This window comes from Microbacterium sp. ET2, assembly GCF_030347395.1.
Taxonomy (GTDB): Bacteria; Actinomycetota; Actinomycetes; order Actinomycetales; family Microbacteriaceae; genus Microbacterium; species Microbacterium albipurpureum.
In genome coordinates this window covers 3,150,087-3,168,673 of sequence record NZ_CP128170.1, presented here as the reverse complement: position 1 = coordinate 3,168,673, position 18,587 = coordinate 3,150,087, and the positions used below count along the sequence as shown (strand labels likewise).

Sequence of the window (18,587 nt, the reverse complement as noted above, 5' to 3'; positions counted from 1 at the left end):
AATCCCGTGCGCTGGGTGATGGGTGGGAATCACCGAATGTAACCGAGCGGAAACACGACTTGTTCCCGATCCGCCGATCACGTCCGCGCCCGCACCTCGTCGAGAGCCCGGCGAACCGTCTCCGCGCGTATCTCCGCTCGTGTCCCCTGCAGTTCCAGGGGAACCACCGCGGACGCCTCCGGGGTGCGGATCCCGACGAAGACGGTACCCACCGGCTGGCCGTCCTGCGGGTCGGGCCCGGCGACGCCGGTCGTCGAGACGCCGACGTCCGCCCCCAGCCGATCTCGCACCCCGCCCGCCATCTGAAGCGCGACTTCGGGATCCACCGCGCCGCGGGCGTCGAGCAGGGAGTCGTCGACGCCCAGCAGATGATGCTTCAGATCCGTGGCATACGCGGTCACACCCCCGCGAACGAGCGAAGACGCCCCGGGTACCGAGATCAGCGCGGCGACGAGCAGTCCCCCGGTGAGGGACTCGGCGACGGCGATGGTCCACCCGCGGTGCGCGAGTGCGTGCAGGAGAGCGGATGCCGCAGCATCCCCCTCTCCGCCGTCTCGGCGGCCCTGGAGGTCGGCGTGCCGGCCCGTCACGAGCCGCCCCGTGCGCGGCGCGCGCCGCGCACCTCGCTGATGACGTAGTCGATGCCGCTGGCGATGGTGAGGATGACGGCGATCGCCATCGTCACGCCGTTCACCCACCAGACCCATTCGCCGATGAGCGGGGCCAGTGGCAGCAGCGCCAGGGACAGTGCGACCGACTGCGCGACGGTCTTGAGCTTGCCCATCCACGCCGCGGCGAGCACGTGGTCGCTGACGACCATGAACCGGTAGACCGTGATCCCGATCTCGCGGATCAGCACCACGATGGTGATCCACCACGGCAGCTCGCCGAGGATCGACAGGCCGATGAAGGCGAACCCGGTGAGCACCTTGTCCGCGATCGGATCCAGGAGCTTGCCGAGGTCGGTGACGATGTCATGGCGCCGAGCGATCCACCCGTCGATGCCGTCGGTGGCGATCGCGACGATGAACAGCGCCGCCGCCCACCACCGCAGCGCCCCGTCCGCGCCGTCGTCGATGAGGAGCATCGCCAGGAACACGGGTGCGACGAGGATCCGCACCACGGTGATGATGTTCGGCAGCTGCCTCGGCACGGCCATCAGTCGCGCCCCGTCAGATCCCACGCGTCTTCGCCGGCATCGGCGTCGACCACGGGAAGACCTTCGAACTGGGCGTCGACAGGATCGCCCTCGTCCTCGGGCACGTCCTCGCCGCGCATCCGCGCGAGCACACCGGGCAGCTGCTCGGCGGTGACGAGCACATCGCGGGCCTTGGATCCCTCGGACGGGCCGACGATCTCACGCGACTCGAGCAGATCCATCAGCCGCCCGGCTTTGGCGAAACCGACGCGCAGCTTCCGCTGCAGCATCGAGGTCGAGCCGAACTGTGTCGAGACCACGAGCTCCGCGGCGGCCAGCAGTAGTTCGAGGTCGTCGCCGATGTCGGCGTCGATCTCCTTCTTCTCCGCGGCCACAGCGACGTCCGGCCGGTACTCCGGACGCGCCTGCTGGGTGACGTGCGCGACGACCTTCTCTATCTCGGGCTCGCTGACCCACGCGCCCTGCACGCGGATCGCCTTCGAGGTGCCCATCGGCAGGAACAGGCCGTCACCCTGACCGATCAGACGGTCGGCACCGGGCTGGTCGAGGATGACGCGGGAGTCGGTGACACTCGTCACGGCGAAGGCGAGCCGCGAGGGCACGTTGGCCTTGATCAGACCCGTCACGACATCCACGGAGGGTCGCTGGGTCGCCAGCACCAGATGGATACCGCTCGCGCGCGCCAGCTGGGTGATGCGCACGATCGAATCCTCGACGTCACGAGGCGCGACCATCATGAGGTCGGCGAGCTCGTCGACGACGACGAGGAGGTAGGGGTACGGCTTGAGGACGCGCTCGCTGCCCGCCGGCAGCTGCACCTCGCCGGCGCGGACGGCGCGGTTGAAATCATCGATGTGACGGAACCCGAACGACGCCAGGTCGTCGTACCGCATGTCCATCTCCTTCACCACCCACTGCAGCGCTTCCGCCGCCTTCTTGGGGTTGGTGATGATCGGGGTGATCAGATGCGGGACTCCCGCGTACGAGGTCAGTTCCACGCGCTTGGGGTCGATCAGGACCATCCGGACATCGGCAGGCTTCGCGCGCATGAGCAGGCTCGTGATCATCGAGTTCACGAAGCTCGACTTGCCCGACCCGGTGGAGCCGGCCACCAGCAGATGGGGCATCTTCGCGAGGTTCGCCACGACGTACCCGCCGCCGACGTCCTTCCCGACGCCGATGGTCATGGGGTGGGTCGACTGGGTGGCGGCTCCCGAGCGGAGGACGTCGCCGAGAGTGACGATCTCGCGGTCGGTGTTGGGGATCTCCACGCCGATCGCGCTCTTCCCCGGAATCGGCGCGAGGATTCGCACCTCATTGGAGGCCACGGCGTAGGCGATGTTGTTGGTGAGCGCGGTGATGCGCTCGACCTTGACCCCGGGGCCCAGCGAGATCTCGTACTGCGTGACAGTCGGTCCGCGCGAGAAGCCTGTGACGCGCGCGTCGACCTGGAACTGATCGAGGACCCCGGTGATCGCGGCGACGACGGCGTCGTTGGCGGCGGAGCGTTCGCGGTGCGGCGTCCCGGCGGCGAGCGCCGCGACCGACGGGAGGCGGTAGGGGGCATCGGAGGATGTGAGCCCACCCTCGGTCCCGAGGCCGGAAAGTCCGGGGAGTTCGTCACCGGCGTCATCCGGCGCGGCGTCGTCGCGCAGGGCCGTGGACTCGCCACCGCTGGGCGGGGCGGGAAGCGGCGGACGGGCGGGGATGATCTCGGTGACCGCGTCCGCGGCGGGTGCGACGGGCGTGATGGCCTGCTCGAACCCGCCCTCGGCGGCACCCGGCGTCAGAAGCGCGGTCAGGTCGTCCGAGGACAGGTCGCTGTCGACGTCCTTCTCTCGGCCGGTGCGGTTGCGGCGCCACCACGGCAGGGAACCCGTGCGCTCATCGTCCCCGTCGCCGTCGGGTTCGGTACCGGATGCCCCCGGTGCGCGCTCCGGCGCAGGCTCGGCGCCGAACATCCAGGCGTAGAGCTCCCCCAGCCGCCGCCCGATCCGATTCGGCGGAGTCTTGGTGAGGATGAGGATGCTGAGGACCACCAGCAGCCCGAGCGCGATGCAGCCCCCCACCTCCGTCAGCAGCAGCGCAAGCGGCTCGCCCACCATCCAGCCGAGTACCCCACCGGCCTCGCTGAGCGCCGGAAGCCCCTGCCGGGGTTCGGGGCGGCCGCCCAGGACGTGACAGAACCCCGCGACCGTCAGGACGAACAGGGCGAAGCCGATCCCGATGCGCCCGTTGTCGTGAACGGACGGCGGATGCCGGAAGAGCCACCCCGCCAGCAGGATCAGGAAGACCGGCAGGACGAACGCCTCGCGGCCGATCAGCCCGCCGGCCGTGTAGGCGCTGATCGTCCGGGCGACCTCGGACCCGATGAAGAACCACTCCACGACCGCGCCGGCCACCGCAAGCAGCACCAGCAGGAACGGGAAGCCATCACGGCGCTGATCCTTCTCGAGCGACTCGAGCCCGAAGGCGCGGAAGAGGCCGCCGACGCCGTGGGCCAGACCCAGCCAGGCACGCACGACCACGGGGGGACGTTCGGCGTCATCGACGTAGGCCTTGGGAGCGGGCGCGGCTTTGCGAGCGCGCGTCGGGGCGCCCTTCGCGGGCGCTCGACCGCTCTTGGTCGGGCTGGTACTCCTGGCCATGGTTCGAGCGTAGGCGCCACCACCCGCCTTCACCCGGAGCGACCCCCCGAAGGGAGACGTTCGGGAGGGGAAGCAGCTCAGCGCAGGCGCTTGACCATCGTGTCGCGCCCCATCCCCGACTGGGTCACAGCGAATCCTTCCGAGCGGTACAGCGTCGTGGCGTGGTTCCCCCGCTCCACGCTCAGGCTGAGTCTCGACGAACCGCTGCGGCGCGCCTGATCGGCGAGCCGACGCAACAGTTCGCGTCCGACGCCCTGAGCTCGCCACATCGGCTTCACACCGATGATCAATTCGGGCACGCCGGTGCCGACGTAGCCGAAACCCGGATCGCTGCGCGGGAACACGCGGTACCAGGCGGCGCCGATGGCCTCGTCGTGAGCGGTGAGCGCCACGAAGCCTCCGTCGCCCGGCCGCATCCATCCGGCCACGTACCTGCTGTACTCGTCACTGGCCAGGATCTGGTGCCGCGGACGGGCACCTCCCTGCCGCCAGTTCGCCGCCTCCACGACCATGTCGGCCAGGAACCCGCCGTCTGCCTGGATGGCCGGACGGAGGCGGTAGGCGGCGGGCATGCGGCGATTGTAAGACGAGGGTGCGGCGGCGCGCTCGCGTCAGGCCTCGATGACCAGCGGGACGATCATCGGCCGCCGACGAAGCGACTGGTTGACCCAGCGCCCGATGGTGCGGCGCACGACCTGGGAGAGCGCGTGGGTGTCGCGGACGCCCGATTGCGCCGCTTCGGTCAGGGCCGCGGCGATCTTCGGCTTGACCCCATCGAAGACCTTGTCGTCCTCGGCGAATCCGCGCGCATGGATCTCGGGCCCGCTGATGATCTTGCCGGTCGCGGCGTCGACGACGATGATGACCGAGATGAACCCCTCCTCGCCGAGGATCCGGCGGTCCTTGAGGTCGGCCTCGGTGATCTCGCCGACGGTCGAACCGTCGACGTACACGAAACCGAGGTCGAGCTGCCCGACGACGTCGGCGATGCCGCCTCGGAGGTCGACGACGGTGCCGTTCTCGCCGATGATCGTCCGCTCGGGCGCGATGCCGGTGTCCTGGGCGAGCCGGGCGTTCGCCATAAGGTGGCGGTACTCGCCGTGCACGGGCAGGACGTTGCGGGGCTTGAGGATGTTGTAGCAGTACAGCAGTTCGCCGGCCGCGGCGTGACCGGAGACGTGCACCTGGGCGTTGCCCTTATGCACCACGTTCGCACCGAGCTTGGTGAGCCCGTCGATCACACGGTAGACGGCGTTCTCATTGCCCGGGATGAGGCTGGAGGCGAGGATCACGGTGTCGCCCTCCCCCGGCTCGATCTCGTGGTCGAGATTCGCCATGCGGCTGAGGACCGCCATGGGCTCGCCCTGCGACCCGGTCGACATGTAGACGATCTTGTCGTCGGGGAGGTCGCGGGCCTTCTTGTAGTCGATCAGCACACCTTCGGGCACGTGGAGGTAGCCGAGGTCGGACGCGATGGTCATATTGCGCAGCATGCTGCGTCCGAGCAGGGCCACCCGCCGGCCGTGGGCCGCAGCGGCGTCGAGGACCTGCTGCACGCGGTGGACGTGGCTGGAGAAGCTCGCCACGATCACGCGGCGCGGCGCCCGGGCGATGACCTGGTCGAGCACGGGACCGATCGAGCGCTCCAGCGGCGTGAACCCCGGGACATCCGCGTTGGTGGAGTCGACCAGGAAGAGGTCGACGCCCTCCTCCCCCAGGCGCGCGAAGGCGCGCAGGTCGGTGAGGCGTCCGTCCAGCGGCAGCTGGTCCATCTTGAAGTCGCCGGTGGCGAGCACCGTTCCGGCCGGCGTGCGGATAGCCACGGCGAGCGCGTCGGGGATCGAGTGGTTGACCGCGACGAACTCGAGGTCGAACGGACCCACCTTCTCCCGACGCCCCTCGGCCACCGTGAGACTGTAGGGCTTGATGCGGTGCTCCTTGAGCTTCGCCTCGACGAGGGCGAGAGTCAGCGACGATCCGATGAGGGGGATGTCGCTCTTCAGCCGCAGCAGGTAGGGAACGGCGCCGATGTGGTCCTCGTGTCCGTGGGTGAGGACGACGCCGACGATGTCGTCGAGGCGCTGACGGATCGGCTCGAAGTCGGGGAGGATCAGGTCGACGCCCGGCTGGTGCTCCTCGGGGAAGAGCACGCCGCAGTCGACGACGAGGAGCTTGCCGTCGAACTCGAAGACGGTCATGTTCCGGCCGACCTCGCCGAGACCGCCGAGGGGCGTGACGCGGAGGGTTCCTGCGGAAAGGGCGGGGGGATCGAAGGGGGTGGTGGGCATCTCTCGCCTTCCTGCCGCGCGGTGCGCGGCGGTCGCGGGCTCGTCGAGAGCCGCGGGGGGTTATCGCGTGGTACCCGACACCTTGGGCAGCGCGCCGCCGGCGGCGGCGTTGCGGTCGGGTCGGAAGTTGGAGAAGTCGGCGCCGGGAACCTCGGAGACCAGAGCCAGTTCGTCTTCGATGCGCGCGGCCTCCCATTCTTCGGGACCGACGAGCGGCAGGCGGACGCGGGGGCTGGAGATGCGTCCCAGCCCGTGGAGGATGTACTTCGCCGCGACCGTGCCCGGCACGTGCGTCATCACGGCGCGGACGAGGGGCTCGAGCTTCTTGTGGGCCGCTGTCGCCGCACCCAGGTCACCGCTGTTGACCGCATCGACGATCACCCGGTAGGGCTGAGCGGCGACGTTCGCGGTGACCCCGATGAGCCCGGTGGCGCCGATCGACAGGTGCGGGAGCACATTGGCGTCGTCTCCGGAGAAGTACATCAGGTCGGTCTGGTTCAGCACGCGGCTGACTTCGCTGAAGTCCCCCTTGGCATCCTTGATCGCCAGGATGTTCGGGTGCTTCGCCAGACGCAGGATGGTCTCGTAGCGGATCGGCACGCCCGTGCGACCGGGGATGTCGTAGAGGATGACCGGGAGGTCGGTGGCATCGGCGACGAGCCGGAAGTGCGTCAGGATCCCCGCCTGGGTCGGCTTGTTGTAGTAGGGCGTCACGATCATGATCCCGTCCGCCCCGGCGCGCTCGCTGGCCTTGTACAGCTCGATCGCGTGCGCCGTCTCGTTGGAACCGCCGCCGGTGATGATGCGGGCGCGGCCCGCCGCGACATCCTTCCCCACCTCCACCAGCCGGATCTTCTCGGCGTCGGTGAGGGTGCTCGTCTCGCCCGTGGTGCCCGTGACGACGATGCCGTCGGCTCCGGCGGTGATGCACGAGTCGATGTGCTTCTCCACGGCGGGCCAGTCGACCTCGCCGTCGGCGGTCATCGGCGTGACCAGCGCGACGAGCACCTGTCCGAAAGGATTGCCGGTGTGCGTCATACCCCCAGGCTATCGCTCGCGGCTGTGCGGAATCAGCGGCCGCGCGTGTCAGGGCACGCGACGGATGCATGATCGGCGGGACACATGACAGCTCTTGTGGCCAATGATGCAACCATCAGCCACTCGGTCATGCGACCGTCCGCACGCCGCGTGCGAGCCGGGCGAGAATCGCCCGCTCTACCCGCGGCCAGTTGTGGATCACGAGTGCGTAGTCGAAGCGGAGCGTCTCGTACCCCAGAGCAGCGGCCTCCGCATCGCGGACCAGGTCTTTGTGCCGAAGCGAGGGCCCCTCGTGATTCTGACGGCCGTCGATCTCCAAGATCAACCTGTCGCCGATCAGGAAATCGACCACGCCCACCGCGGAAATGAAGACCTGCGAGCGCACCGTGATGCCGAGGCGATGCAGCCGCAGGCGGACGAGAGACTCGAGGCCGCTGTCGGCATCGGCCCTCGCCAGGTCGACCAGCCACCGGAAGCGAGCCGAGACCCGCGCCCGCACCTCGGCACGATCGGCGCGGGTGAGAAGACCTTGACGCAGCGCGGACTCCAACGCACAGAAGAAGGCCTCGCCGCCCAGGCACCGCGCGACCTGCACGAGCGCCTGAACGAGGGAGACGACACCGAAGGCCGAGCCGCCGGCGTCGCGGTGATCTATGCAGCGGCACTCCGGGTGGGGATGCCGCCGACCGCCGGAACCCAGCCATACGTGCAGGCGGGCGCGGTCATCGAGCACCCAGACGCCGAGATGCCGGAGCGCGGACGCGCAGCACAGCTCACCGCCGTGCGCGGCCGCGGCGAGCACGAGAGGCTCAGCCTCGGTCGTGGCGAAGACCCCGGACCGCACGCGCGCGATGACCCCGCGGTCGACGGCCCGTGCGAGCAGGGACCGGGTGGCGCCGTATGAGAGGAGCTGTCGCCCGCGTACGATGCCCCCGTGCGATCGGATCACCGCTGCAATGGCGTGTGGGTCCATCCAGCCAGCGTGGCGCTGCGTTTCCAAGGCTGGGATCGCCACGGCCCGAATCGTGGAGAGTCTTCGCGCGCCCCCTGATGTGCAGGAGGGATGGGAGGCGACGGATGCAAGATCGGTGGGCCGGAACACATCTCGTGTGCAGGCTGAGACGTCGCAGCGGCGGCGCGCCCTACATCCGTCGCGCAACGGCCGCCCGCGCGGTTGAGTTCGAGGGAAATCAGCGGCCGCGCGACGCGGCCGCGGCCACGAGCCCGTCGGGCAACGCCCGCGACAGCGCGACGAGCGCCTTGTACCGCAGCGACGGGACCGAGACCGCCCGCCCCCGCGCGACGTCGCGCAGCGACTCCCGCACGACGTCGGGCGCGTGCAGCCACAGCGGGCCGGGTACGCCCTCCTGGCCCGGCGGCAGCCCCATCCGCTCGTGGAAGTTGGTGTGCACGAAGCCCGGGCAGACCGCCGTGACGGTGACGCCGCGGCCGCGGTAGGCCACGTTCGCCCAGCGGCTGAAGCTGATCAGCCACCCCTTCGCCGCGCCGTAGGTGCCGCGCGGCACGAATCCCGCCACCGATGCGATGTTCACGATCCGCCCGCTCCCCCGCTCGAGCATGCCGGGGAGGACGGCGCGCACGAGGCGCATCGCCACCTCGACGTGCAGGGTCAGATGGCGGGCCTCGTCGTCGGCGTCGTTCCGCTCGAAGGCGAGAGGCAGACCGAAGCCGGCGTTGTTGACGAGGAGGTCGATGGGATGCCGCGGGTCGGCCGCCCGCGCCTCGACGCGTTTCCGGTCGTCGGCGTCGAGGAGGTCTGCGGCGACCACCTCCACGTCCGCACCGGAGGATCGCGCCTCGACCGCGATCCGCTCCAGCGCCGCCGCGTCTCGGGCGACGAGGACCAGGTCCATCCCCCGGGAGGCCAGCTGCCGGGCGTACTCGGCCCCGAGTCCGGAGCTCGCGCCCGTGATCAGAGCGGTCCGCGCCATCTCAGGGAGCCACCCGGCCACCCGCGGTGAAAGCCGCGTGGGTGAGCGGCATCAGCTCGGCCCAGAAGGCTTCCATCTTCTCCGCGCACATCTCGATCTCCCGCTGCGGGAAAGAAGGGAAGTGGCTGCCTTCGGCCTTGGTGCGCAGCGACAGGAAGTTCATCAGCGACCGGGCGTTCATCGTGACGTACATCGAGGAGTAGATGTTCAGCGGCAGCACGATACGGGCCACCTCTCGCGCAACGCCGGCCGACAGCATCCGCTGGTACGTCTCGAAAGCGTCGGTGGCGACCCGGCGCACCCCCTCGTCGACGACCCCGTGCTGCTCGGGCGTCCCGGGGAGGAACTCGTATGCTCCCGGCTTTCCGACCTGCACGAGGTTGCGGTCCGCCGCGGGCACGTAGAAGACGGGCCGCAGCTCCCGGTAGCGCCCCGATTCCTCGTTGTAGGAGGCGATCCGGTGCCGCATGAATTCGCGGAAGACGAAGATCGGCGCCTGCACGTAGAAGGTCATCGAGTTGTGCTCGAAGGGCGACCCGTGACGATCGCGCATCAGGTAGTTGATGAGGCCCCGGTCTCTCGCGGTCGCTTCGGTTCCGGCGGCGGCGTCCTCCAGGGTCTGCTCACCCTGCGTCGACACGCGCGCGGCGAAGAGCACGTCGGCGTCGGAGGCGCTGGATCGGACGAGCTCGACCGTCACGTCGCTTCGGAACTCGATCTCGGGGCTGGCTTCGGCATCGGTCACGGGGAAACCCTATCGCCGCGTCATATGTCGGCGCGGAAACGCCCACCGCCCCGCGGTCGATTAGCCTGGACTGCTGTGGATCTTCTTCCCGCGGTGCTCACCCTCACGGCTCTCCTCGCCCTGACGATCGGCGTCGGCCTCCTCCTGCGCTGGCGAGAAGGTCGTCCTCGGCACCACGTCGCCCACGAGATCGTCGACCCGCTGCGACTGGGCGCGGACGGCTTGGGCGAGCAGGCGACACTGCTGCAGTTCAGCACCGAGATGTGCGCACGGTGCCCGAATGTGCACCGACTGCTGGCCGAGGTCGCCGATCGCCACGACGGCGTCCGGCACCTGGACGTGGATCTGACCCACCGTCCCGACATCGCGCAGCACTTCCACGTGCTGCAGACCCCGACCACCCTGATCCTCGACCGGAACGGCGCCATCCAGTCCCGCATCGGCGGAGTCCCGAACCGGGATGTACTCGACCTCGAGCTGGCTCGCCTGGCAGAGGATGCCGGTGGCCGGGCACGCACCGAGGAGACGGCAGATGTCTGAGGCCGGCGGTCCCGGCGGGATCGACGTCCGCGCCCCGCGGTTCGTCGCCGGCATCACCGCCGGGCTGCTGGCTGTGGCCTTCGTCCTCGCCCTCCTGGGTGCCGACGCGGTGGGTTCGCCTGCGCGGTTCTTCGACCCCGGGTTCCTCCTCACCGCGATCATCGCGCTGCTGTTCCTGTGGGGGGTCCTCTCCCCCGCGACCGCACCGTGGGGCGTCGTCTTCCGTCGACTGGTCGCTCCGCGCATCTCTCCGGTTCGGGAGCGTGAAGACCCGCGGCCGCCTCGATTCGCTCAGGGCGTGGGCTTCTTCGTCACAGGCGCCGGCCTTCTGCTGCACGTGGCCGGCGTACCGTGGGCCCTTCCGATCGCCGTCGCGATGGCCTTCGTCGCCGCATTCCTCAATGCCGTGTTCGGGCTGTGCCTCGGGTGCCAGCTGTACCTGCTGCTTCAGCGCGGCGGCCTGATCGGGCGCCGACGCCCCGCCTGACAAACCTCGCGCAACCGGTCGCCCACCCTGCGCGTCGCCGTTAGGCTGACCGCGGGACCAGGGGTCCCTATCGTCGACCGAGGAGGTTCCCATGACCATCACGAGCGAAGCCAGCACCGCCTGGAAGGGCGGACTCGCCGACGGATCGGGGGCGGTGACCCTGGTGTCGTCGAACACCGGCACGTTCGATGTCAACTGGCGCGCCCGCAGCGAAGGCTCCACGTCGACCACGACGCCTGAGGAGCTCATCGCCGCCGCTCATTCGTCGTGCTTCAGCATGGCGCTCTCGCACGCCCTGGGCGAGAACGGCACCCCGCCGGGGTCGATCGAGACGACCGCGTCGGTCACCTTCAAGCCCGGCACGGGCATCAGCGGCAGTCACCTCAACGTCAACGCGGTGGTGCCGGGCATCTCGGCCGAGGACTTCGAGCGCATCGCCCAGGAGGCCAAGGTCGGCTGCCCGGTCTCGCAGGCACTCGCCGGCATCGAGATCACCCTCGAGGCCACGCTTGCCTGACACCGGTGACGCCGGCGCGGGCGGCGGTGCGAACGCCGCCGCCCCGCGCCACGTCGTCATCTCCGGCGCGTCGGGTCTCATCGGACGCGCGCTCACCGAGCGTCTGCGCGCCGAGGGCGTCCGGGTGACCCATCTGGTCCGGCGCGCCCCGACGGGCCCCGACGAGGTGGAGTGGCTCACCTCTCCCGCTGCCCTCGACCCGCGCGTGCTCGAGGGCGCCGACGCGGTGGTGGGCCTGAACGGAGCGAGCATCGCGCGCTTCCCCTGGACCTCGTCGTATCGCAGCACCCTGCTGTGGTCTCGGGTCACGCCCACTCGCGCGCTGGCCCGCGCCCTGCGGGAGCTCGGCGACGACGCACCGGCGTTCCTCTCGGCCTCGGCATCCGGCTACTACGGCAGCCGTCCCGGCGAGCGCATCACCGAGGCCACCGGCCGCGGCGAGAGCTTCCTCGCGGACATCTGCGGCGAATGGGAGGGCGCGGCGCGCTCCGCCGGCGAGGACACGCGGCTGGTGCTGCTGCGCACCACCGCCATCGTCGACCGCGGGGCGTTCCTGAAGCCCCTCATCCCCCTGACCAGGCTCGGCCTGAGCGGTCCGATCGGACGAGGCACCCAGGTGTGGCCGTGGATCTCGTTGGAGGACGAGATCGAGGCGATCCGCTTCCTCCTCACCGCCGACATCGACGGCCCCGTGAACCTCGCCGGCCCGACGCGAGCGACCGCCAACGACATCGGATTCGCCCTCGCACGGCGCCTCAACCGGCCCTTCGTCCTACGGGCGCCGGAGTGGGGTCTGAAGCTGCTCCTCGGGAAGGACGCCACCGAGGCCCTCCTGACCAACGACCAGGACATCGTCCCCGAGGTCCTGCAGCGGGCCGGGTACACCTTCCGTCATCCCACCGTCGAGCAGGCGATCGACGCCGCGGTCGCCACGGCGGACTGACCAGTCCACTGCGACGCGGGCGAGAGGATCGCCGAGTCAGCCGTTCGCGCGCGCGTTCCGCTCCCGCCGGATGGCCTCCCGCACGGCCTGACGCGCCCGGCGTCGATCCCCGGCGGCGTCGTAGGCGAGGCCCAGGCGGTACCACGCCTGCCAGTCGGTCGGATCCTCCGCTACCGCGTCGCGGTAGGTCGGGAAAACCGCCTCGCCATCCTCACGGATGGGGCGACCGCTCGGCCTGACCGTGACGGATTCCGACGGCAGGCCTCCCTCGGCCTCCAGACGCCGGCCGAGTCTTTCGGCGCCGATGCCGAATGCGAGCTCCCGCCAGAGCGCCCACGCGGCGATGACCGGCAGGATGATCAGGCCCACGCCGAGCGCTATGCCTGCGGGGTCGGCGCTCGTCAGCAGCAACCAGGCCCGCTGGGCGACCAGCGCGATGTAGAGCGCGAGGAGCACCGCCATCACGGCGACGCCGATCCGCGTCGTCATGCGCCGGTGACCCGCGCGACCTGACCGGGCACGCCGCGTTCCTCCACGTCGCGCGCGGCGTGCGGTCGCGGCACCCGGACGCCGATGTCGACGAAGCTGTCGAGCCCGACGAGAACGCCCCGTGCGTCGCGAGCGGCCTGAAGAGCCAAGCGGATGCCGGGGGCGTAGGCCGCGGCCGGGTCTACGGTGTCATGGCTGACCGTCACCGACTCGCCAGGGCCGGAGAGAATCACCTCCTGCCGCGCGATCACGCCCGGACGGCGCAGCGAGTGGATGGGGACGCTCGCAACCTGCTGGCCCCGGGCCCGCTGGTCGACGTGCGGCGATTCCACCGGCCCCACCTCCGTGCGTGCCGCCGCGATGAGCTCGGCCGTGCGCACGGCTGTGCCGCTGGGCGAATCCACCTTCGTCTCGCGGTGCGACTCGACGATCTCGATCGAGGGGAAGAAGGGCGCCGCCGCGGCGGCGAGGGCCGAGCCCAAGACCGAGCCGAGCGAGAAGTTGGGGATGAACACCGCGCCGGTGCCCGCCTGATCGACCAGCGGACGGATGAGGGCGATGCGCTCCGCCGACCACCCTGACGTACCCACCAGCACATTCATGCCGCGCTCGATGGCGGCACGCACCACGTCGATCGACACCGCAGGAGTCGAGGCGTCGACGACCAGGTCGGCGCCATCGAGCTCGGCGAGGTCGGAGCGAGAGGTCAGTCGGCCGACGATCTCTACGTCGGGCTCGGCCTCGACGACCGCTTCGATGATGGAGCCGAGCTTGCCGGTGTGCCCCACGATGGCCACGCGCGTTGTCATGCCTCAAGCCTAGGTGCGCCGGTCGTAGGCTCGGAGGATGGTCGAGCTCACCGCGACATCCGTCGACGACCCCGTCGCCCGGTCCCTCCTGACCGACTATTTCCGCACCCGCGCCGATACCTTCCCCGGCAACACCTACACCACGGTGTTTCCGTCTCCGGAGGTGTTCGAGCCGCCCCGCGGCGTGTTCGTGATCGTCGTGGACGACGGCGGCACGCCCGTGGGCTGCGGCGGCGTGCGAGCGATCGACCCCGGGCCCCTCGGCCCGCGCTTCGAGGTCAAGCACCTGTACCTCGCGCCGGAGACCCGCGGGCGAGGGTGGGGGCGGATGCTGCTGGCCGATCTCGAGCGCCGCGCGGCCGCCTTCGGCGCAGCCGAGGTCGTTCTCGACACCCACCACACCCTCGAACCGGCGGCACGTCTGTACGCCGCCGCGGGATACACCCCGATCGAGGCCTACAACGGCAATCCGAACGCGACGGTGTGGCTGGGCAAGCGACTCGCCTGAGGCGCCCGGCGATCTGTCCCGGCTCAGACCGGGTACACCTCGGGAAGGCCGGTGCGCAGCTCGAAGGGCAGGTGGGCCATGTCATTGTGCGACAGCACGGTCCACGGTCGACCCTGTTTCTGGGCGAGCACCGTGAGCCCGCAGTGAGCCTGATTGAGCGTCATCCATCGCCACTCCGGCGTCTGGAGCACCTCCCGGACGAACCAGGCGATGACAGCGTTGTGGGTGATGAGGAGCTCGTGCACCTCACCGCTCTTGCGGGCGAGGTATTCACTGACCGCGTCGGCCATCTGGGCGCGTCCCGCTTCGACCTCGGCCTCGGTCACTCCCCCGAAGAAGGGCTCGTACACCGCCGGGGTGTCGTCGCAGAGGCCCGTGGGGACGCAGTCGAACAGCAGCGCCGACGGTTCGGGAGACAGCGACGGCATCCGCTCCGAGACTGCACGGGCGGTCTGTGCGGCACGCTCGAGCGGTGAGTGCCAGACCGCGTCGAAGGGCACACCCGAGAGCCGGTCTGCGAGGTGAGCGGCCTGACGCCGACCGCGAGGCGAGAGCGGCCCATCGACGAGGCCGTGCTCGGCATCCAGATGCTCGCCGTGGCGCACGAGGTAGAGGTAGTGCGTCACGCTCGCTCACTTCGTCGGGGCTGGGCGCCGGACGGCGCTCTTCCAGCCTACGTCAGCGGGCCTCTCCGGGGTCGACCGCGGCCGCGCGTCACGGGATCACTCCGCCGCGCGGGCGATCTCGGAGAGCTGCGCGCGACTGAGATGCACGCCGACACCCTGCACCAGCTCCTCGACGTGCTCCGGCGCGTAGGCATTCACGATGGGCGCGGTCACCAGCCGCTGCGCGAGCAGCCATGCCACCGCCACCGCGGCATCGGGGAGGCCGAGGTCTGCGCCCACCTCGTCGAGTGCCCGGAGCACCCGCGTGCCGCGCCGATTGAGGCTCGCCGCGAGCTGTGCGCCCCGGGCCGACAGCCCGCCGCGGGAGCGGCTGCGGTATCGCCCGGCGAGGAAGCCGTGCTCCAGCGCGTGCGAGGCGGTGACCGACATCCCCTGCGCGCTGGCGACCAGTCGGAGGTCGGCGTCGAACTCGTGCCGTCGCAGGATGTTGAAGGGGACGTCGAGCACGGTGATGCGCGGGTAGCCCGCGGAGGAGAGGATGCGAGCCTCGACCAGCTGCGCCGCGCTGTAGCCGACGGCACCGAGGGCCCGGATCTTGCCGGCCTCCACGAGCCACTCGGCCGTGGCCAACGTGTCTTCCAGGGCAGTCACGCTGTCGGCGGCGGCATCGAGCGTCAGCACGTCGATCCGATCGGTGCGAAGTCGACTGAGCGACGCCTCGACGCTGCGGACGAGGTCGACGGGTCCGAGGCCGGGATTGTCAGGATGTCCGCCGACCCGCACCATGAGTGCGACCTCGTCGCGCAGCCCCCGCGAATGCACCCACTGGCCGACGATGTGCTCACTGCGACCGCTGGAGTACGTGTCGGCGGTGTGCACGGCGTTTCCGCCGAGCTCGGCGTAGGTGTCGAGGATCGCGTGACTGGATTCGAGATCGACGTTCCAGCCGAATTCGGCCGCACCGAGGATGAGAGGGAAGATCTGTGCGCCGGCGTCGCCGAGCGGGACGCGGACGCCGACTCCTACGCCGGGACCCTGCACCGGGATCGGTGCGGACGGGTGCAGCGCGGACGTCGGCAGCTCTTTCCGGCGTTGTCGTCGTGTCGAGACGAGCTCAGTGCCCCGGTTCGACATACGCACCCCCTCACGACGTCCTGTCGCGTGACGCGCCCCCCGACGCGTACTTCGAGGGTAGGGGGTGCCTCCGACCCCGCCTGACATTGCGGCGCCCTGTCGGTGAACTTCGCGTAACGGTTTCATCACGAAAGATCCGGATGACACGGATGCCCGCCCCTCATGGCGAGGGACGGGCATCCGTCAGGGGTGTGTCGCTCAGGCGTCAGCGGCGACCGGCGCGGCCTCGGCCGCCTCGGTCTCCTCGAGCACCGGCTCGAGCGAGAGCTTCCCGCGGTCATCGACCTTGGTGATGCGTACCAGGAGCTTCTGACCGACACCGAGCACGTCCTCGACGTTCTCGACGCGCTTGCCGCCGGCGAGCTTGCGGACCTCGCTGACGTGGAGCAGTCCGTCCTTGCCCGGGAGCAGCGAGATGAACGCGCCGAAGGTCGCGATCTTCACCACGGTGCCCAGGAACTGGTCACCGATCTCGGGATTGGTCGGGTTCGCGATCGCGTTGACCTGCGCGCGGGCAGCCTCGGCGGACGGCCCGTCGACGGCGCCGATGTAGACGGTGCCGTCCTCCTCGATGGAGATGTCGGCGCCGGTCTCGTCCTGGATGGCGTTGATCGTCTTGCCCTTGGGGCCGATCAGCTCACCGATCTTGTCGACGGGGATCTGCACGCTGATGACGCGCGGCGCGGTGGGCGCCATCTCGTCGGGCGCGTCGATCGCCTGGTTCAGCACGTCGAGGATCGTCAGACGCGCATCGCGCGCCTGCTGCAGCGCAGCCGACAGCACCGACGACGGAATGCCGTCGAGCTTGGTGTCGAGCTGGATCGCGGTGACGAACTCACGGGTGCCGGCGACCTTGAAGTCCATGTCGCCGAGAGCGTCTTCGGCGCCGAGGATGTCGGTCAGCGCCGCGTAGCGCGTCTGGCCGTCGACCACGTCCGAGACCAGGCCCATGGCGATGCCCGCGACCGGCGCGCGCAGGGGCACACCGGCGTTCAGCAGCGACAGGGTCGATGCGCAGACCGAGCCCATCGAGGTCGATCCGTTGGAGCTCAGCGCCTCGGAGACCTGGCGGATGGCGTACGGGAACTCCTCGCGGGCCGGCAGCACCGGCACGAGCGCGCGCTCGGCGAGGAAGCCGTGCCCGATCTCGCGACGCTTGGGCGATCCGACGCGACCGGTCTCGCCGGTCGAGTAGGGCGGGAAGTTGTAGTGGTGCATGTACCGCTTGTGGGTGACGGGCGACAGCGAGTCGATCTGCTGCTCCATCTTCAGCATGTTCAGCGTCGTGACACCCAGGATCTGGGTCTCACCGCGCTGGAACACCGCCGAGCCGTGCACACGAGGGATGACCTGCACCTCGGCGTCCAGCGGACGGATGTCGGCGAGGCCGCGTCCGTCGATGCGGACACCGTCGGTGAGGATGCGGCTGCGGACGATGAGCTTCGTCACCGACTTGTAAGCGGCCGAGAACTCGATCGTCGCGACGGCCGGAAGCTCGCCCGCCTCGACGGCGGCGATGAGCTCGCCACGGACACGCTCCTTCAGCGCGTCGTCGGCGCTCTGGCGCTCCTGCTTGTCGGCGACCTGGTAGATGCCCTTGAGCTCGTCGTACGCGCGGGCGGCGACGAAGTCGTAGGTCTCCCGCGAGTAGGGCAGGAACACCGGGTAGGGCTGGATCTCCTTGGCGGCGGTGCTGGCCAGCTTCGTCTGTGCGGCGACGAGCTCCTTGATGAAGGGCTTCGAAGCCTCCAGACCCTGCGCGACGATCTCCTCGCTGGGCTTGGTGGCGCCACCCTGGATGAGGTTCCAGGAGTGCTCGGTGGCCTCGGCCTCGACCATCATGATCGCGACGTCGCCGTCATCGAGCACGCGACCGGCGACCACGAGGTCGAAGACGGCCTGCTCGAGCACGCTGGTGTTGGGGAACGCCACCCACTGGTCGGGGTGCTCGCCCTGGCCGGGGACCAGAGCGAGGCGCACACCGGCGATCGGGCCCGAGAACGGCAGACCCGAGATCTGCGTCGACGCCGATGCGGCGTTGATCGCGAGGGCGTCGTAGAACTCGCCGGGCGCGATGGAGAGCACGGTGACGACGATCTGGACCTCGTTGCGCAGCCCCTCGACGAACGAGGGACGCAGGGGCCGGTCGATGAGACGGCACACGAGGATCGCCTCGGTGGAGGGCCGACCTTCGCGGCGGAAGAACGAGCCGGGGATCTTGCCCGCGGCGTAGGAGCGCTCCTCGACGTCGACGGTCAGGGGGAAGAAGTCGAACCCTTCCCGGGGGTGCTTTCCGGCGCTGGTGGCCGAGAGGAGCATCGTCTCCTCATCGAGGTACGCGGCGACGGCGCCCTGCGCCTGCTGCGCGAGTCGACCGGTCTCGAACCGGACGGTACGGGTGCCGAAGCGGCCGTTGTCGAGAACGGCTTCAGCGGCGGTGATTTCAGGACCTTCCAAGAGGTCTCTCCTTCTTTTTTTATGCTCGCGCACGCGTATCGAGCGCGAGGATGTGCGAAGGAGCAGGAACAGGCAGATCTCAGCGTGCGGCGCGGCCGCGGTTCTCGCCAGCGCTGGTCACCAGAAGAAGAGCACCCGGCGCGATGATCATCATCGCCACGACGGGGATTCCACCTCAGGGGACCAGCTTCCTGCCGGCCTGCTCCGGTGTGCTGTGCAGCACGGTGCTCGTATGGAATTGAGCGGA

19 protein-coding genes are annotated in these 18,587 nt (G+C 69.9%); 5 read left to right on the top strand and 14 right to left on the bottom strand.

Annotated features, from left to right (window positions below; all coding sequences use genetic code 11):
* Nucleotides 1-77 precede the first annotated feature (77 nt).
* The 9 genes from QSU92_RS15300 to thyX form a co-directional block, all read right to left on the bottom strand.
* Nucleotides 78-590: a CinA family protein gene (locus QSU92_RS15300; protein ID WP_422880384.1), complete on the bottom strand. Its 513-nt coding sequence runs from the start codon at nucleotides 588-590 to the stop codon at nucleotides 78-80.
* Complete coding sequence (gene pgsA / locus QSU92_RS15295; protein WP_289263176.1) at nucleotides 587-1,159, bottom strand: CDP-diacylglycerol--glycerol-3-phosphate 3-phosphatidyltransferase; 573 nt, start codon at nucleotides 1,157-1,159, stop codon at nucleotides 587-589. The genes QSU92_RS15300 and pgsA overlap by 4 nt, the downstream gene beginning before the upstream one ends.
* On the bottom strand, nucleotides 1,159-3,807 hold the full coding sequence (locus tag QSU92_RS15290; protein WP_289263174.1) for an FtsK/SpoIIIE family DNA translocase: 2,649 nt from the start codon (nucleotides 3,805-3,807) through the stop codon (nucleotides 1,159-1,161). Before QSU92_RS15290 ends, pgsA begins: the two co-directional genes overlap by 1 nt.
* Before the next feature lie 77 nt (nucleotides 3,808-3,884).
* Nucleotides 3,885-4,379 (bottom strand): GNAT family N-acetyltransferase, encoded by a 495-nt coding sequence (locus QSU92_RS15285; RefSeq protein WP_289263172.1) that lies wholly within the window; start codon nucleotides 4,377-4,379, stop codon nucleotides 3,885-3,887.
* 39 nt (nucleotides 4,380-4,418) lie between these two features.
* Complete coding sequence (locus tag QSU92_RS15280; protein ID WP_289263170.1) at nucleotides 4,419-6,095, bottom strand: ribonuclease J; 1,677 nt, start codon at nucleotides 6,093-6,095, stop codon at nucleotides 4,419-4,421.
* A gap of 60 nt (nucleotides 6,096-6,155) precedes the next feature.
* Nucleotides 6,156-7,133 carry a 4-hydroxy-tetrahydrodipicolinate synthase gene (gene dapA / locus QSU92_RS15275; protein ID WP_289263168.1) on the bottom strand — a complete coding sequence of 326 codons (978 nt, stop codon included), beginning with the start codon at nucleotides 7,131-7,133 and terminating at the stop codon, nucleotides 6,156-6,158.
* A 127-nt stretch (nucleotides 7,134-7,260) separates the two neighbouring features.
* Nucleotides 7,261-8,106 carry a type IV toxin-antitoxin system AbiEi family antitoxin domain-containing protein gene (locus tag QSU92_RS15270; protein WP_289263166.1) on the bottom strand — a complete coding sequence of 282 codons (846 nt, stop codon included), beginning with the start codon at nucleotides 8,104-8,106 and terminating at the stop codon, nucleotides 7,261-7,263.
* 217 nt (nucleotides 8,107-8,323) lie between these two features.
* The gene (locus tag QSU92_RS15265) at nucleotides 8,324-9,085 is read right to left on the bottom strand and encodes an SDR family NAD(P)-dependent oxidoreductase (RefSeq protein ID WP_289263163.1); all 762 of its coding nucleotides are present in this window, start codon (nucleotides 9,083-9,085) and stop codon (nucleotides 8,324-8,326) included.
* Between the two features lies 1 nt (nucleotide 9,086).
* Nucleotides 9,087-9,830: an FAD-dependent thymidylate synthase gene (thyX, locus tag QSU92_RS15260; RefSeq protein ID WP_289263161.1), complete on the bottom strand. Its 744-nt coding sequence runs from the start codon at nucleotides 9,828-9,830 to the stop codon at nucleotides 9,087-9,089.
* A gap of 75 nt (nucleotides 9,831-9,905) precedes the next feature.
* Here thyX and QSU92_RS15255 point away from each other — a divergent pair, with 75 nt between their 5' ends.
* The 4 genes from QSU92_RS15255 to QSU92_RS15240 all read left to right on the top strand — a co-directional run bounded on the left by QSU92_RS15255 (nucleotide 9,906) and on the right by QSU92_RS15240 (nucleotide 12,317).
* Nucleotides 9,906-10,370, top strand: coding sequence for a TlpA family protein disulfide reductase (locus QSU92_RS15255; RefSeq protein ID WP_289263160.1), 465 nt, complete (start codon nucleotides 9,906-9,908; stop codon nucleotides 10,368-10,370).
* Nucleotides 10,363-10,857 carry a DUF4395 domain-containing protein gene (locus QSU92_RS15250; RefSeq protein ID WP_289263158.1) on the top strand — a complete coding sequence of 165 codons (495 nt, stop codon included), beginning with the start codon at nucleotides 10,363-10,365 and terminating at the stop codon, nucleotides 10,855-10,857. Before QSU92_RS15255 ends, QSU92_RS15250 begins: the two co-directional genes overlap by 8 nt.
* Before the next feature lie 91 nt (nucleotides 10,858-10,948).
* Nucleotides 10,949-11,374, top strand: coding sequence for an OsmC family peroxiredoxin (locus QSU92_RS15245; protein WP_289263157.1), 426 nt, complete (start codon nucleotides 10,949-10,951; stop codon nucleotides 11,372-11,374).
* Entirely contained in the window at nucleotides 11,367-12,317 is a 951-nt protein-coding gene (locus QSU92_RS15240; RefSeq protein ID WP_289263155.1) for a TIGR01777 family oxidoreductase, read from the top strand. Before QSU92_RS15245 ends, QSU92_RS15240 begins: the two co-directional genes overlap by 8 nt.
* Nucleotides 12,318-12,353: 36 nt before the next feature.
* Here the strand turns inward: QSU92_RS15240 and QSU92_RS15235 are convergent, their stop codons facing one another.
* Nucleotides 12,354-12,806, bottom strand: coding sequence for a tetratricopeptide repeat protein (locus tag QSU92_RS15235; RefSeq protein WP_289263153.1), 453 nt, complete (start codon nucleotides 12,804-12,806; stop codon nucleotides 12,354-12,356).
* The gene (dapB, locus tag QSU92_RS15230) at nucleotides 12,803-13,615 is read right to left on the bottom strand and encodes a 4-hydroxy-tetrahydrodipicolinate reductase (RefSeq protein WP_289263150.1); all 813 of its coding nucleotides are present in this window, start codon (nucleotides 13,613-13,615) and stop codon (nucleotides 12,803-12,805) included. The genes QSU92_RS15235 and dapB overlap by 4 nt, the downstream gene beginning before the upstream one ends.
* Before the next feature lie 37 nt (nucleotides 13,616-13,652).
* Here dapB and QSU92_RS15225 point away from each other — a divergent pair, with 37 nt between their 5' ends.
* Nucleotides 13,653-14,123 carry a GNAT family N-acetyltransferase gene (locus tag QSU92_RS15225; RefSeq protein ID WP_289263148.1) on the top strand — a complete coding sequence of 157 codons (471 nt, stop codon included), beginning with the start codon at nucleotides 13,653-13,655 and terminating at the stop codon, nucleotides 14,121-14,123.
* A gap of 23 nt (nucleotides 14,124-14,146) precedes the next feature.
* On the opposite strand, the gene QSU92_RS15220 is transcribed toward QSU92_RS15225, so the two are convergent.
* The 3 genes from QSU92_RS15220 to QSU92_RS15210 form a co-directional block, all read right to left on the bottom strand.
* Complete coding sequence (locus QSU92_RS15220) at nucleotides 14,147-14,749, bottom strand: histidine phosphatase family protein (RefSeq protein ID WP_289263146.1); 603 nt, start codon at nucleotides 14,747-14,749, stop codon at nucleotides 14,147-14,149.
* A gap of 96 nt (nucleotides 14,750-14,845) precedes the next feature.
* Nucleotides 14,846-15,883, bottom strand: a complete 1,038-nt coding sequence (locus QSU92_RS15215; protein ID WP_289263143.1) for an aldo/keto reductase — start codon at nucleotides 15,881-15,883, stop codon at nucleotides 14,846-14,848.
* A gap of 198 nt (nucleotides 15,884-16,081) precedes the next feature.
* Nucleotides 16,082-18,340 carry a polyribonucleotide nucleotidyltransferase gene (locus tag QSU92_RS15210; protein ID WP_289263142.1) on the bottom strand — a complete coding sequence of 753 codons (2,259 nt, stop codon included), beginning with the start codon at nucleotides 18,338-18,340 and terminating at the stop codon, nucleotides 16,082-16,084.
* Nucleotides 18,341-18,587 lie beyond the last annotated feature (247 nt).

What these genes read in the sequence shown, in the direction of transcription:
- pgsA (WP_289263176.1), bottom strand. Translation starts at nt 1,159, where the DNA reads ATGGCCGTGCCGAGGCAGCTGCCGAACATCATCACCGTGGTGCGGATC.
- QSU92_RS15290 (WP_289263174.1), bottom strand. Translation starts at nt 3,807, where the DNA reads ATGGCCAGGAGTACCAGCCCGACCAAGAGCGGTCGAGCGCCCGCGAAG.
- QSU92_RS15285 (WP_289263172.1), bottom strand. Translation starts at nt 4,379, where the DNA reads ATGCCCGCCGCCTACCGCCTCCGTCCGGCCATCCAGGCAGACGGCGGG.
- QSU92_RS15280 (WP_289263170.1), bottom strand. Translation starts at nt 6,095, where the DNA reads ATGCCCACCACCCCCTTCGATCCCCCCGCCCTTTCCGCAGGAACCCTC.
- dapA (WP_289263168.1), bottom strand. Translation starts at nt 7,133, where the DNA reads ATGACGCACACCGGCAATCCTTTCGGACAGGTGCTCGTCGCGCTGGTC.
- QSU92_RS15270 (WP_289263166.1), bottom strand. Translation starts at nt 8,106, where the DNA reads ATGGACCCACACGCCATTGCAGCGGTGATCCGATCGCACGGGGGCATC.
- QSU92_RS15265 (WP_289263163.1), bottom strand. Translation starts at nt 9,085, where the DNA reads ATGGCGCGGACCGCTCTGATCACGGGCGCGAGCTCCGGACTCGGGGCC.
- QSU92_RS15250 (WP_289263158.1), top strand. Translation starts at nt 10,363, where the DNA reads ATGTCTGAGGCCGGCGGTCCCGGCGGGATCGACGTCCGCGCCCCGCGG.
- QSU92_RS15245 (WP_289263157.1), top strand. Translation starts at nt 10,949, where the DNA reads ATGACCATCACGAGCGAAGCCAGCACCGCCTGGAAGGGCGGACTCGCC.
- QSU92_RS15235 (WP_289263153.1), bottom strand. Translation starts at nt 12,806, where the DNA reads ATGACGACGCGGATCGGCGTCGCCGTGATGGCGGTGCTCCTCGCGCTC.
- dapB (WP_289263150.1), bottom strand. Translation starts at nt 13,615, where the DNA reads ATGACAACGCGCGTGGCCATCGTGGGGCACACCGGCAAGCTCGGCTCC.
- QSU92_RS15225 (WP_289263148.1), top strand. Translation starts at nt 13,653, where the DNA reads ATGGTCGAGCTCACCGCGACATCCGTCGACGACCCCGTCGCCCGGTCC.
- QSU92_RS15215 (WP_289263143.1), bottom strand. Translation starts at nt 15,883, where the DNA reads ATGTCGAACCGGGGCACTGAGCTCGTCTCGACACGACGACAACGCCGG.